The organism is Frankia sp. CgKIO3 (assembly GCF_977946435.1).
Genome location: NZ_CDWTMO010000024.1, coordinates 1 through 13,714 on the forward strand (window position 1 = coordinate 1; position 13,714 = coordinate 13,714).

Here is a 13,714-nt window from a genome sequence, read left to right on the forward strand (position 1 = left end):
ATCCTGAGCCGGTAATCGCCGGCTATCGGGATTTCAATCTGATCGCGCTCGGTGGTTTCAGCGTTACCTACACTGCCCATCAGAATCTTTTCGCCAGAACCGTGGTAATCAAGATTACCAATGCTGCCCTGGGAGGCGGCGACGCCGCCCGCCGTTTCAACCGTTAATGCTAGGCGGTTGGCAGGCTGTCCCATCTTCCGGAGGTCGTGAGCGTCTTCGGAGCAGGAACGACGGCTGACGGAAGACCGTTCATCGTCATGCAGTACCTCCGCGATGGCTCCCTGGCCGAGCGGATCCGGGACGGTGGCGCGCTGTCCGTGCCGGAGGTCATCGGTGTCGGCACGCGGCTGGCCCGGGCGCTTGTCGCCGCGCACGGCGCCGGCATAATCCACCGGGACATCAAGCCCAGCAACCTGCTCGTCACCCCGGACGGGCATATCGTTCTCAGCGACTTCGGTACGGCCGCCATCATGGCCGATCCGGGTGCGTCCGCAAGCCTTGCCGCTTATATTCCCATCCACTGCGCGCCAGAGGTCCTGAACCGCGGCCAGTACGGAACCGCTGCGGATGTCTACGCCTTCGGGTCCACCCTGCACACCCTGCTCGCGGGTGTCGCGCCCTGCGCGCCCCGTCCCGGTGACGGGCCGGCGACCATACTTCGGCGCATACTTGCCGGGAACGTGCCCGAGCTGCCGGTGAACATCCCGCCGGAGCTGCGGAGCCTGATCCGACGGATGATGGCCCTCGATCTGGAGCGGCGACCTTCCGTCACAGAGATCGTCGAGGAGCTTGACGCTCTTGGCCGCAACGTCGGGACCAGCGCGCTGGGGGTCTCACCGGCATCCTCCGTTCCCTTGGACGACACCGTTCTCAGCGATCCGGAGGGTTCCCTGAGAACGGCGTCCGACGGCAGCCAGGGCGCGCCGAGAGCGAGGGACACGAGCGAGTTGCCAACCATCGTGCACCACAAGGTTCCTGAAGGCGACCGCGCACCCGGTCGGCCAACGGATGCGCGAGGCCTACGGCGGGGCCGGAGCCTGGTCGTTCCCGCGGTCGTCCTCACCGTCCTCCTGCTGGCATCCGGGGCCATGGTCGGCGTCTGGCGCCTGACGGCGATTTCGGCGGGCGGACCGGCGACCGTTGCCCCCTGGACCCCGCCGGCTCACCCGACCCTCCGCACGCCGACGACCAGCCCCGCGTCGCCGCGAACAGCGCCAGCCATGGTCACCGCGACCGCGACCGTGGCCGCGACGCCGAGCGCCGCGCCGTCCCCGACTCCCGCCGTCGTACCGTCGACGACCGTGGCGGAATCAGATCCACCGGACCCGCCTGTGGCCAGCCCGTCAACCGTCCCACGGTTCACGGCGAGTCAGGAAAGCCTCTACGATCTTCTCAAGGCTTCCGTTCTCAATCGTTCGACGTGCAGGGGGCGCGCCGACCTGGAATCGAAATACGACGCGATCGCAGCGCTCTCCTGCAAGACGGCAACCGACACCACGTTGGTCTATCTGCGAAAATTCTCCACCCGGAGCGCCTATAACGACTATTTCGCCGGGCAGCGGTCCCACGTGGACGGGACCGGCCAATGCCGCTCCGGGGAGGAGGGGTCCAGCCGGTGGAACCACAACGGCGACGAACGCGGACCGCTTGTCTGCATCCGTCTCAGCAACGGTGACTACCGGATCGCCTGGGGCTTCGACGACGACAAGGTCGCGGTGTCCAAGGAGGGTGCCAGCCTGTCGAGCCTCTACAGCTGGTGGGAGGATCACGCGAACCTGCTGACGTCCTAACCGTCCAGGATGTGAGAACCCCGTCGGCCCGGCGGCGGGGTGACCAGGTACGAGAGCATCCGCGTCCGTCCCCGGAAGGCCCGGCGGTCAGTTCGCCGGGCTGACCGAGGACATGTTGAAGTCGGGGATCCGTACCGCGGGCATGCGGGTGAGCGTGAACCAGTCCGCCCATTCCCGCGCCATGGTGCGGGTGGTGGCACCGATCTCGGCCAGGCGGCCGAGCAGGTCGACCGGTGACTCGTTGAAGCGGAAATTGTTGACGGCCCCGGTGACCTCACCGTTCTCCACCAGATAGACCCCGTCCCGGGTGAGGCCGGTGAGCAGGAGCACCTCGGGATCGACTTCGCGGATATACCACAGGCTGGTGAGCAGGAGCCCGCGTTTCGTCGAGGCGATCATCTCCTGCAGCGACGCGGAGCCTCCGCCGTCCAGGATCAGATTGTCGATCATCGGGGTGGTCGGGACCCCGGTGGCACGGGCGGACGCGCGGGTCTCCACGAGGGCGGCGAGGGTGCCGTCCGAGATCCAGTCGGTGGGCCTCAGCGCCAGCCCGTTGTCGAAGACACTGGACATCGACGAGGAGGACTGCGCGGTCACGAAGGGGGTTGTCGCGAGTTCCGGGTCGTGCGGATCGCTGGCCAGCCGCAGCCCCGCCGGTCCGATCGCCTCGCCGAGACGCGTGCCGCCGCCGGCCCGACTGAAGACCGTCCGGCCCTCGGCCGCGTCCCGACCGGCAGCCGTCCAGTACATGTAGATCATCAGATCCGCCACCGCGGAGGGCGGCAGCAGCGTCTCGTACCGGCCGGCCGGCAGTTCCAGCGACCGTTCGCACCAGGCCAGCCGGTCGCGCAGCGCCGCGTCGGTATCCGCGACGTCGACGTCGGTGAAGTCACGGGTCGACTGGCCGTGCCAGACCGAGCCACCGGGAACGCCGCTCTTGGCGTTCCACTCCACGCTGCCGGTCGGCTGGCTGTACCGCAGCCGTAGCCCCGTCGACGTCCCGAGCCACGTGGTGGTCAGATTGTGCTCGGCGAAGCCGAACAACCGCCGCCCGCCCGCCCGCGCCGCGGCGAACGCCTCCGCGAGGTCCCGGGCGAAGGAGGCGAACACCGTGGTGCTGGTTCGGGCGGCCGGATCGGTGAAGGCCTCGGCCGCGCCGCCCGCCGACCCCGCACCCGCGCCGACGGCCGTTGTGTCCAGCCCGAGCAGGTCCGTGTAGTCCTCGGCATCCTCGGCGTCCCGGGCCGCGTCCTCGGCAGCGCGGACGAGCTCCGCGAGGCCGTCGGCATCGGTGGGATGCGGCAGGTCGGTGGGACGCGCGGTGGGGCGGCCGCCGGGACCGGGGGAGTCGATGGTGGAGGCCGTCCGCACCCCGAACGAGCGGCCGATGACGCTGATAACGGTGATCGACCGGTCCCGGCTGGCGCCGTTGGTCGTCAACGTGTTGTTGGCCCAGCGCAGGTTCACCGCACTGGACTCGGTGGCGATCACTACGCAGCCGTCCGCCTTCGACAGGCCCAGGGCGCGTTCGACGATCTCGTGGGCGGCCTCGCGCACCATGCTTCCTCCGTCGGCTGAGACTGGTTCCGGTCCGGCCGGCCGGCTCATCGACCGGCCTCTCGGCGAGCATTGAGGATGTTGGTGCCGCGGAACAGAGCCGACGGGCAGCCGTGGCTGACGGCCGCGACCTGGCCGGGTTGGCCCTTGCCGCAGTTGAACGCACCGCCCAGCACGTAGGTCTCGGGGCCTCCCACGGCCTCCAGGGACCCCCAGAAATCGGTCGTCGTCGCCTGGTAGGCGACGTCGCGGAGCTGGCCGACGATGCGACCAGAGCGGATCTCGTAGAACCGCTGGCCGGTGAACTGGAAGTTGTACCGCTGCATGTCGATCGACCAGCTCTTGTCCCCGACGACGTAGATGCCGCGGTCGACCCGGCTGATCAGCTCCTCGGTCGACGGGCCGCCGGGCGCCGGAAGCAGGGAGACGTTCGCCATCCGCTGGATCGGCACATGGGCGGGGGAGTCGGCGAACGCGCAGCCGTTGGAGCGGTCGACAGCGAGCACGGCGGCATTGCGGGCCGCCATCGCCCGGTCGAGCTGATACCCGACGAACTGGCCGTCGCGGACGATGTCGAACCGGCGGGTCTGCACGCCCTCGTCGTCGTAGCCGATGGTCGCGAGCCCGTGCAGGGCCCTGCGGTCCCCGGTGACGGTCATCGCCGGGGAGCCGTACCGCAGCGTGCCCAGTTGGTCGAGGGTGACGAAGGAGGTACCGGCGTAGGCGGCCTCGTAGCCGAGCGTCCGGTCGAGCTCGGTGGCGTGCCCGATCGACTCGTGGATCGTCAGCCACAGGTTCGACGGGTCGATGACCAGGTCGTACGGCCCTGGTTCGACCGAGAAGGCCCCGGACTTCTCGGCGAGCAGACCTGGGATCAGGTCGATCTCGCTCTCCCAGTCCCAGCAGCCGGCCGCGGGGCCCGCCACCAGCCACTCCCAGCCGCGACCGACGGGCGGGGCGATCGTGCGCATCGACTCGAAGCCGCCCGCGGGATCGACCCGGGTCGCCTCGATCTGGCAGATCACCCGCACCCGCTGCTGTGTCGTCGTGGTCCCGGTCAGGTCGGCGTAGTACTTGTTCTCCATCACCGCGCTGAACCGGCCGTCGACATGGTCGACACCGTGCGCCGCGAACAGCGTCCGACACAGGCCGCCGACCCGTTCGACCCGGTCCCGGGCGTCGACCGCGAACGGGTCGGTCGCGTAGGCCGAGACCCAGACCGCGTCGGTGTGGGTCGGTTCCGGGGCGAGTTCGACCGGTTCGGAGTTGAGCGGGGCGGCGACCTGGGCCATCGCGACGGCCTCGCGGGCCAGCCGCGCCGCCTCGTCCGTCGTCAGGTCGACGCCGGCGGCGAAACCCCAGGTGCCGCCGTGTACCACCCGGACAGCCAAACCCAGCGTCGCGCCTTCATGGCGACTTTCCAGCGAGGCGTCGCGGAACGACAGCGAGGAGTCCTTGAGCCGTTCGATGCGGATGTCGGCGTGCGTCGCGCCGAGATCACGTGCGGTCTGCAGAGCCGCGTCGGCGAGCGCGGTGCGCGGCAGCGCGAGGAACTCGCCGTCGATCTCGTGAGCCGGCAGCCCGGATGAGGCCGAGTTCTGGACGAGGGTTGCCATGCCCCTATCCTGGCCCGTCTGTGCGACGGATGTCGGCGCGGCATGCTCGGATGACGCTGCGCATGCAGACGCTGCGAGAGCGCGAGACCGGGAGGCGCTGCCGTGTCCGGATCCGGCCGGGCAGGCATCAACGCCGCGGTCCGCCGGGAATCCCCGTCGTCGGCCGGGAACCGGCCGGAGGGTATTCACGAAGAGTGCCCGGCCCGGTATACGGCCCGGTCGGGATCGGGATGGACCAGAATACCCAAGAAGATCATTGTAGTTATGGGAAAAGACGCTCCAGGACGATCGCGACCCCGTCCTCATCATTCGACACGGTGATCTCGTCGGCGGCGGCCAGTACTTCGGGATGGGCATTCGCGACGGCGACCGCGTATCCGGCCCAAGCGAACATCGGTAGATCGTTCGGCATATCTCCGAACGCGATGACGTCGGCGGCGATCACCCCCCGCCCGGCGGCGAGTTCAGCCAGTGCCACCGCCTTCGACACCCCCGGTCCCGCGATCTCGAGAAGGTCCGCGCTGGAGGTTGTGACGACGGCGTCCATCCCGGCGAGTTCGACGATGGCGTCGTACACCTCCGTAAACGGAGCGCCGCCCCGCCGGACAAGCAGTTTCGTCGCCGGCAGGACGCCCAGCAGCTCCGAGAACTCCGCGACGATCTCCTCGGGATCGGGCCACATCGTCTCGAAGGCGGGTTCCCGGCCGAAGCGCACGCCGCTCTCGACCGCGAACACCGCGTCGGGAACCGCGGCGCGGATCGCCGCCGCCAGCCGCAGGGCCGTGGCCGACTCCAGGCAGCGCTGGCTGACCGGCTCGCCGGAGTCGAGATCGAAGACCAGCGCGCCGTTCGCGCAGATCGCGAGCCCAGAGACCTCGGTCTGGGCGACGACGCCGGCCATCACCCGACTGGGTCGTCCCGTCACGAACACCACGGTCGCCCCGGCGCGTTCCACCCGGCGCAGCGCCCCGCGGGTGCGTTCGGACACCGTGCCGTCGCTGCGGATCAGCGTCCCGTCCAGGTCGGTGGCGATGATCGCGGGCGGAAGCACAGTCATCAAGTCAACCAGCAACATGGCGGCCGGTGGAGGGACTCCGTCGCACCGGCTCGCCGGCTGGCCGCGGAGCGCGTGTCTGTGGTCGTCGTGTGCCGCTCCGCGCCGCGGGCCTGCGGGGCGGAGGTCGTCCGCCCGGTGACGGGTAGCATGCCGAGCATGGTCCCTGCCGATCGGCCCGCCGTGCCATCCGTCGGCGCATCCGATTCGTCGAATGTATCCAACCTGAAAACATTCGACGAACTCTTCGTCGAGCTTGCCGAGAAATGGCGGCGTCGGACACCCGGCTCGGGAACTGTCGCCGCGCTCGATCAGGGCGTCCACCATCTGGGCAAGAAACTGGTCGAGGAAGCCGCTGAAGCGTGGATGGCGGCCGAGCACGAAGGCCGGGGAAGGGCCGCCGAGGAGATCTCCCAGTTACTCTACTGGAGTCAGCTGCTGATGATTTCTCTAGGCCTTTCGTTAGACGACGTATACTCCCATCTGTGATCGATTCTCTGTCCTTTCTCGTAGACGCTGAGTAGTGACGATGCTTCGTATCGCGGTTCCGAACAAGGGGGCGTTGTCGGCCGCCTCCGGTCAGTTGCTCTCCGATGCCGGCTACCTCGCGCGGCGCGAGGGGAGCGAGCTGGTGGTCGCCGACGTCGAGAACGACATCGAGTTCTTCTTCCTGCGCCCTCGGGATATCGCTGTCTACGTCGGGTCGGGTCGTCTCGATCTTGGTATCACCGGGCGTGATCTCCTCCTCGACAGCAATGCCGCCGCCGAGGAGCTCGTTCCGCTTGGATACGGGTTCGCCACGTTTCGTTACGCCGCTCCGGAGGGGACGCTCGCGGACATCGCGGAGCTCGCCGGCAAGCGGATCGCGACGTCGTTCCCCGCGCTGGTCCGGGCCGACCTTGCCGGCCGGGGGGTCACCCCGGGTGGCATCGTGACTTTGGACGGTGCGGTCGAGACGGCGGTGCGGCTCGGCGTCGCCGACGCGGTCGCCGACGTGGTCGAGACCGGCCGTACGCTCAAGGCCGCGGGTCTGGAGCTGCTCGGCGAGCCGGTCCTGCGCTCGGAGGCCATCGTGATCGCCAAGAGGGGCGCCGATCTGTCCCCTTCGCATGAGCGTCTGCTGCGCCGGATCCAGGGGGTTCTGGTCGCCCGGCGGTACGTGATGATGGACTACGACGTTCCGACGGCCGTGCTCGACAAGGCATGCGAAATCACACCTGGCTACGAGTCCCCGACGATCTCTCCGTTGCAGCGCGAGGACTGGGTCGCGGTGCGGGCGATGGTGCTGCGCGCCGAGGTCAACCGCATGATGGACGATCTCTGGGAGCTGGGTGCCCGGGGCATCCTCGTCTCCGGGATTCAGGCCTGCCGCCTGTAATCCCTGCTACCCGGAGCTACCTGTGCAGGATGAGCGACATGCCCTCGTTGCGGGTAGCGGTGCTGAGGAACTGGCCACGCACCGCGGATGTCACCGTGGTGGCCCCGGGCTTGCGCACACCGCGCATCGACATACACAGGTGCTCCGCCTCAATGACGACCATCACTCCGCACGGGTCGAGCACCTCGACGAGGGCGTCCGCGATCTGCGAGGTCAGCCGTTCCTGGACCTGCGGGCGACGGGAGTAGAGGTCGACCAGCCGGGCGAGCTTCGACAGGCCCGTGATCTGGCCCTTGCTGTTGGGGATGTAGGCGACGTGCGCCTTGCCGGAGAACACGACCAGGTGATGTTCGCACAGCGACGAGAAATCGATGTCACGGACCAGCACCATCTCGTCGTGGCCCTCATCGAAGACGGTGGTCAGGACCTCGGAGGGATCCCGGCCAAGACCCTCGACGGCTTCCCGGTACGCCCGCGCGACCCGGTCCGGGGTCTTGCGAAGACCCTCGCGGTCCGGGTCCTCGCCGATCCCGATCAGTAGCTCACGAACTGCGCGTGCGACTCGGTCATGGTCGAAGGGACGGGCCTGCCGCGGCCTGCCATTGCCCGGCGCCGGGGTTGACACAGCCGGTCCGTCGCCGTCGGCGATGGGGTCCGGGATGCCGAAACCGTCCATTCCTGGGGCCTCCGCCGCGGGAGATGATTCACCTCGTCGTTCGCCCGCGGCAGTGGACGCCTCGTCGGAATAAGACGTCAACGGCGTCTCCTCTCGTCGTCGCTCGGCCAGCTCGGCGGGGCCCACGGGTTGGCGATCCTCGGCCCGTCATGGGCCGGACCTTCGCCTCCGGGGGGCGCCGGCGTGCCCCGGCCCTGGGGATAACCGTGCCCCCCGGGGCTGCCATTCCCACCCGGACCACCGACATCCGTGCCGTGCGGTACGCCCCCGCCCGGACCGGGCGGGTCGACCCCGGGGCCCGAGTCCGCGGGTGCCCCCGGCACGCCGGTGGGCTGACCGTGACCGCCGGCCCCGTTGCCCCCGGTTCCGTTGCCGCCCGGTCCGCGTCCGGCGGCACCATTACCGTGGCCCGGGTCGTTCACCAGGTCGGCGACATCCGCCGTCAGCAGGCCGAGCTCGGCCGGAGTCTGCACCGGTGGCCGGTCGGAGGGGACGCGACGCCCCACCCCGGTGTAGATGCCACGCACGGGGCGTTTCTGGACCGTCGCGAAGACCTCGGCGACCTCGTCCTTACTCAGCGTCTCGGTGTCCATCAGCCGCAATACGAGGTTGTCCAGGACGTCCCGGTAGGTCACCAGGATCTCCCAGGCCTCGTCGTGTGCGGCCTCGATCAGCCGGCGCACCTCGATGTCGATCTCACTGGCGACCTCCTCGGAGTAGTCGCGTTGGTGGCCGACCTCCTTGCCGAGGAAGACCTCGCTGTTCTCGGTGCCGAACTTGATCGCGCCGAGCTTGTCGCTCATCCCGTACTGGGTAATCATTGCTCGCGAGATCTGGGTGGCCTTCTCGATGTCGTCGCTCGCCCCCGTGGTCGGGTCGTGGAACACCAGCTCCTCGGCGGTGCGCCCGCCGAGGAGGACGGCGAGGCGGTCGAGCATCTCCGAGCGGGTCGAGAGGTACTTGTCCTCCAGGGGAAGCTGCATCGTGTACCCGAGCGCGCGCCCCCGGGGCAGGATGGTCACCTTGTGCACCGGGTCGGAGTTGGGCAGTGCGTGCGCGACCAGGGCGTGGCCGCCCTCGTGGTAAGCAATGCGCTTCTTCTCCTTGTCGCTCATCGCGCGGGTCTTGCGCTCCGGTCCCGCCATCACGCGGTCGATGGACTCCTCGAGCAGCGCAGACGAGATGAATTTCAGGTTGGAGCGGGCGGCCAGCAGGGCCGCCTCGTTCAGTACGTTGGCGAGATCGGCACCGGTGAACCCGGGGGTCCGCCGGGCGATGACCATCATGTCGGCGTCCGGGCCGATCGGTTTGCCCTTGGAGTGCACCCGCAGGATGGCCTCGCGGCCGAGCAGGTCCGGCCGGTCCACGACGATCTGCCGATCGAAGCGGCCGGGCCGCAGCAGGGCCGGGTCGAGGATGTCGGGCCGGTTCGTCGCGGCGATGAGGATGACCCCGCCCTTGACGTCGAACCCGTCCATCTCGACCAAGAGCTGGTTGAGCGTCTGCTCCCGCTCGTCGTGGCCACCGCCGAGTCCCGCTCCGCGGTGGCGGCCCACGGCGTCGATCTCGTCGACGAAGACGATGGCGGGCGCATTGGCCTTGGCCTGTTCGAACAGGTCGCGGACCCGGCTGGCGCCGACACCGACGAACATCTCGACGAAGTCGGAGCCCGAGATGGAGTAGAAGGGCACCCCGGCCTCACCCGCGACGGCCCGGGCCAGCAGCGTCTTGCCGGTTCCCGGCGGGCCGTAGAGCAGGACCCCCTTGGGGATCTTGGCTCCGATCGCCTGGAACTTGCCCGGGTTTTCGAGGAACTCCTTGATCTCCTCGAGCTCCTCGATGGCCTCGTCCGCACCGGCCACGTCGGCGAACGTCGTCTTCGGCGTGTCCTTGCTCACCAGCTTCGCCTTGGACTTGCCGAAGTTCATGACCCGGTTACCGCCGCCCTGCATCTGGTTCATGAAGAAGAACAGCAGAAGGACGACCAGCAGTACGGGCAGCAGGTTCAGCAGGAGCGAGACCAGGATGTTTCCACGGTCGACCGAGACGTCGTAGGCGACCCGCTTGTTGCGGAGCTCGTTCGCCAGGACGACACCCTGTTCGGTGACATAGGACGACTCGAACTTCTGGCCGTCCTTCGTCTGGATCTGGATGAGCTGCTTCGAATCCTGGATCTTGGCCTTCGCCACCTGGCCTTCGTCGATCTGCTGCTGGACGAAGTTCAGGTCTCGCTTGCCGTACTCACTGGGACCCGAGAGGACACCCGTCGTGAGAATGATCACGAACAGGACCAGGAGCAGCAGTGGCACCCAGCCGCGGAAAATTCTTCTTGGAGTCATCTGTCTGGAGCACCGGACACGAGCGCTCCACCCTCCTGACGTGTGTGCTGCCCTCGATCGGGATTCCCTTGTGCCGAGGGTACCGCCGGTGCGCGCATCTCACCGCGCGTACATCCGACCAACGGATCGGCGGCCCGCGCTGTTCCGATCGTGGCGGTCTGATGGTGTTCGGTGTTTCGCTCGTGGCGGATGCGGCGATCGAGGGCGTATCCGAACGGGCGGAAGGCCGGCAGGTTCAGGCCGGGGCGCCCCGCTCGATCGCCGCGGGTGTGAGGGTCCCGACAAACGGCAGGGTTCGATAATACTCCGAGTAGTCAAGACCATACCCGACGACGAACGCGCCGGGAATATCGAAGCCGACATATCGGACATCTACGTCCACGGTGACAGCTTCGGGCTTACGGAAGAGCGCCAGGACCTCGAGCGAGGCGGGGCCGCGTGAGCGCAGGTTCTTCAGCAGCCAGGACAGGGTCAGCCCGGAGTCGATGATGTCTTCGACCACCAGGACGTCCCGGCCCTCGATCGACCGGTCCAGATCCTTGAGGATGCGCACCACGCCGGACGAGGAGGTCGACGACCCGTACGAGGAGACCGCCATGAACTCCATGGTCAGCGGGACCGTCAGCGCGCGGGACAGGTCCGCCATGACCATGACGGCGCCCTTGAGCACGCCCACGAGCAAGATCTCCCGGCCGGCGTAGTCGGCGTCCACTCTGGCCGCGAGCTCGACGATCTTCGCGGCGATCTCGTCCGAGCTGACCAGGACCTCGGCGATGTCGGGATGCGGGCTGTGCCGGAGGCCGTCATGGGCGCCTCCGGCGTCGGGGGTCGTCGTCGCGGTCTGACTCACCTGGTCGTCCTCCTCGATGTGTGGCGGGGTGGCGGCATCCGGCTGTCGGGCGGCGGGGCCGGCTGGCGACGGTGGAGGAACCACCGGCCCGGTCAGCGTGACCCTGTTCTCCCATCGCCGGGCGAGCACGCCGGTGGGAAGCGGTACCGGCTTCTGTCCGCGCCACCGCGTTACCAACTCCTCCACCGCCCAGATGTGCTCCGCGCGCAGCGCGGAGGCCGACGCTCCGACGTCGATGGCCGCCCGGCGCAGCAGCCGACCGCGGAGCGCCGCGGTGAGCCCGGCCAGTGCGGCGACGTCGAAGGCGACCTCGCCGGTGCACGGCCGGCCACGAGCCATGACGACCTTGCCGTAGACCTCGGCGGCCATGGCGTCCAGGGCGTCCGCGTCGGCCCGCAACAGATCGGCACTGCGCGCCAGCGACTCGGCGATGCCCGGGCCGAGCTCCGTCTCCAGCACGGGCAGGACCGTGTGACGCACCCGGGACCGGGTGAACGCCGGGTCCCGGTTCGTCGGGTCGTCCCACACCTCGAGCCCCTCGGCGAGGCAGGCGGCCCTGGTGTCCGCGCGGCGGATCCCGAGCAGTGGCCGGCGAAGCAGGCCGTCGTCGGCCGACATCCCCCCGAGGGACCGGGCGCCCGCGCCCCGCGCGAGCCTCAGCAGCACCGTCTCGGCCTGGTCGTCCAGCGTGTGGCCGAGAAGCACCGCTTGGGCGCCGAGCCGATCGGCGACCGCCGCGATCGCGGCCCGCCGTGCCTGTCGGGCGATCCCCTCGGAGCGAGCAGTGTGCTCGGTCAGGACCTCCACCGGATCCAGGCCGAGGGCCCGACCCTGGCGGGCGACGCGCTCCGCCCGTTTGGGTGAGCCGGCGTCCCAGCCATGATCGACCGTGACCATGCCGGCCCGCAGGGCGCGGCGGGGGGCGACGAACGAGAGGGCCGCGGCGAGTGCCAGGGAGTCCGGGCCGCCGGAGCAGGCGACCAGCACCAGTCCGCCGGGTGGCAGGTCGGTGACCGCGCGGCGAACCGCCAGCCTGACTGCCGCGACCGCGGGAGCGGGAGATCTCGACGAGTGAACCGTGCGCGGAACCGGATCGCCCGGTCGGACGTCGCCGGCATGGCCGGCGTGGTCCTCACCAGCGATCGGTGGGGTCACAACGTCGGCCGGAAGGCGGACGTGGAACAGCCCGGGGAGTCGGCGACCCCGGCGACCCCGACGACCATGGTGCTCACGCCGAGATCGGCGGGCGGCTGCCCAGGACCCGTTGCATCCAGGCGGTGGGATCGACCAGCTCGGCGCGGGTCGGCAGCGCCGCCGGTGACTCCCAGACGGTGTTGAAGCCTGTCACCCCGGCCTGCGCGACCACCGCACGCACGAACGCCCCCCCCTGGCGGTACTGCTGCAGCTTGAGATCGAGACCGAGGAGCCGGCGGACGAACCGGTCGATCGGCGATCCCCCGCCGCGGCGACCCTCGAATTTCGTCCGGATGTCGGCGACGGTGGGTACAATCTTTGGTCCCACCGCGTCCATCACCTGGTCGGCGTGGCCCTCCAACAACGTCATGATGGCCTGGAGGCGGTCGAGAACCGCTCGCTGGGCTGGGGTCTGCAGCGCCTCCACGACGCTCGGGTTGTCGGCTCCCCGGTCGAACACCGCCCCGCGCAGCGCGCTCATCGCCGAGCGGACGCGGTCCGCGAGGACGTCTGGATCGAGGTCCGTGGCCTCAATGAACGCGGTGATCTCGGACTCCAGGTGGGTCCGCAGCCACGGCACGGCGGTGAACTGACTGCGATGGGTCTGCTCGTGCAGGCATACCCACATCCGGAAGTCCCGCGGCACGACCCCCATGGCTGCCTCGGCGTGCGCGATGTTCGGTGCGACCAGACTGAGGCGCCCGACCGACCCCGGCACCCCGACCGACCCGGGCACGTTGAGCGGACCCGGATCGTCCCTCCCGGCCTGGTACTCCTCCGGCGGCAGGAAGACCTCGTACTGGCCCAGCACCTTGCCGGCCAGATAGGCCAGGGCTGTGCCGATCTGGACCCCCGTGACCCGCCGACCGACCGCCGCAGCGAGGTTGCCGCGCTGCTGTTCGGACAGTTTGTCCAGCAACGGGGAGGTCAGCACCCGCAGACCGGCGACGTTGGAGCGGACCCACTCCGGCCGGTCCACCACAGTGATGGGGGTGGCCGGCCCGGCGGGAGTGAGCCGGGTGTAGTCCTCGACGTGCCGCTCGGCCTCGACGGCCAGTCGCCGCAGCTCGGAGACGACCTCGCCGGCCTGCTCCCGCGAGATCTGCGGGCCGGGGCGAACCAGTTTTTTCGCCGTCGTCACGGCGAGTTCCCAGTCGACCAGCTCGGCGTCCACGAATCTGAGCGTACCGGGCTTGCCCGTCACCTGCGTCCGGTCATGGACCGTGCCGAGAACGGGACGGGACGCGCCGGGGGCGCCGA

At 69.3% G+C, this 13,714-nt stretch carries 11 protein-coding genes; 3 read left to right on the plus strand and 8 right to left on the minus strand.

What is annotated here, in order from left to right; genetic code table 11:
- Positions 1–194: hypothetical protein (locus AC08OJ_RS04840; RefSeq protein WP_476595154.1), on the minus strand; the 194-nt coding region annotated here is incomplete at its 3' end.
- Between the two features lie 12 nt (positions 195–206).
- On the opposite strand from AC08OJ_RS04840, the gene AC08OJ_RS04845 reads away from it, so the two are divergent.
- Complete coding sequence (locus AC08OJ_RS04845; RefSeq protein ID WP_476595155.1) at positions 207–1,790, plus strand: serine/threonine protein kinase; 1,584 nt, start codon at positions 207–209, stop codon at positions 1,788–1,790.
- 87 nt (positions 1,791–1,877) lie between these two features.
- Here the strand turns inward: AC08OJ_RS04845 and AC08OJ_RS04850 are convergent, their stop codons facing one another.
- The 3 genes from AC08OJ_RS04850 to AC08OJ_RS04860 form a co-directional block, all read right to left on the minus strand.
- The gene (locus AC08OJ_RS04850) at positions 1,878–3,398 is read right to left on the minus strand and encodes a metallopeptidase TldD-related protein (protein ID WP_476591803.1); all 1,521 of its coding nucleotides are present in this window, start codon (positions 3,396–3,398) and stop codon (positions 1,878–1,880) included.
- On the minus strand, positions 3,395–4,963 hold the full coding sequence (locus AC08OJ_RS04855; RefSeq protein WP_476595156.1) for a TldD/PmbA family protein: 1,569 nt from the start codon (positions 4,961–4,963) through the stop codon (positions 3,395–3,397). Before AC08OJ_RS04855 ends, AC08OJ_RS04850 begins: the two co-directional genes overlap by 4 nt.
- A gap of 262 nt (positions 4,964–5,225) precedes the next feature.
- Positions 5,226–6,020: a Cof-type HAD-IIB family hydrolase gene (locus tag AC08OJ_RS04860; RefSeq protein ID WP_476595157.1), complete on the minus strand. Its 795-nt coding sequence runs from the start codon at positions 6,018–6,020 to the stop codon at positions 5,226–5,228.
- Between the two features lie 156 nt (positions 6,021–6,176).
- Between AC08OJ_RS04860 and AC08OJ_RS04865 the strand changes: the two genes are divergently transcribed.
- The gene (locus tag AC08OJ_RS04865) at positions 6,177–6,506 is read left to right on the plus strand and encodes a phosphoribosyl-ATP diphosphatase (protein WP_462185852.1); all 330 of its coding nucleotides are present in this window, start codon (positions 6,177–6,179) and stop codon (positions 6,504–6,506) included.
- Positions 6,507–6,546: 40 nt separating this feature from the next.
- Entirely contained in the window at positions 6,547–7,395 is an 849-nt protein-coding gene (hisG, locus tag AC08OJ_RS04870) for an ATP phosphoribosyltransferase (protein WP_476591807.1), read from the plus strand.
- 16 nt (positions 7,396–7,411) lie between these two features.
- On the opposite strand, the gene folE is transcribed toward hisG, so the two are convergent.
- The 4 genes from folE to AC08OJ_RS04890 form a co-directional block, all read right to left on the minus strand.
- Positions 7,412–8,152, minus strand: coding sequence for a GTP cyclohydrolase I FolE (gene folE / locus AC08OJ_RS04875; RefSeq protein WP_476591799.1), 741 nt, complete (start codon positions 8,150–8,152; stop codon positions 7,412–7,414).
- Complete coding sequence (gene ftsH / locus AC08OJ_RS04880) at positions 8,149–10,410, minus strand: ATP-dependent zinc metalloprotease FtsH (RefSeq protein WP_476595158.1); 2,262 nt, start codon at positions 10,408–10,410, stop codon at positions 8,149–8,151. Before ftsH ends, folE begins: the two co-directional genes overlap by 4 nt.
- A 235-nt stretch (positions 10,411–10,645) precedes the next feature.
- Positions 10,646–12,415: a hypoxanthine phosphoribosyltransferase gene (hpt, locus tag AC08OJ_RS04885; protein ID WP_476591797.1), complete on the minus strand. Its 1,770-nt coding sequence runs from the start codon at positions 12,413–12,415 to the stop codon at positions 10,646–10,648.
- 73 nt (positions 12,416–12,488) lie between these two features.
- A complete protein-coding gene (locus tag AC08OJ_RS04890; RefSeq protein ID WP_476591806.1) occupies positions 12,489–13,628 on the minus strand; it encodes a zinc-dependent metalloprotease in 1,140 nt (379 codons plus the stop codon).
- Between the last annotated feature and the right edge of the window lie 86 nt (positions 13,629–13,714).

What these genes read in the sequence shown, in the direction of transcription:
- AC08OJ_RS04865 (WP_462185852.1), top strand. Translation starts at nt 6,177, where the DNA reads ATGGTCCCTGCCGATCGGCCCGCCGTGCCATCCGTCGGCGCATCCGAT.
- hisG (WP_476591807.1), top strand. Translation starts at nt 6,547, where the DNA reads ATGCTTCGTATCGCGGTTCCGAACAAGGGGGCGTTGTCGGCCGCCTCC.
- AC08OJ_RS04855 (WP_476595156.1), bottom strand. Translation starts at nt 4,963, where the DNA reads ATGGCAACCCTCGTCCAGAACTCGGCCTCATCCGGGCTGCCGGCTCAC.
- ftsH (WP_476595158.1), bottom strand. Translation starts at nt 10,410, where the DNA reads ATGACTCCAAGAAGAATTTTCCGCGGCTGGGTGCCACTGCTGCTCCTG.
- AC08OJ_RS04860 (WP_476595157.1), bottom strand. Translation starts at nt 6,020, where the DNA reads ATGACTGTGCTTCCGCCCGCGATCATCGCCACCGACCTGGACGGGACG.
- AC08OJ_RS04850 (WP_476591803.1), bottom strand. Translation starts at nt 3,398, where the DNA reads ATGAGCCGGCCGGCCGGACCGGAACCAGTCTCAGCCGACGGAGGAAGC.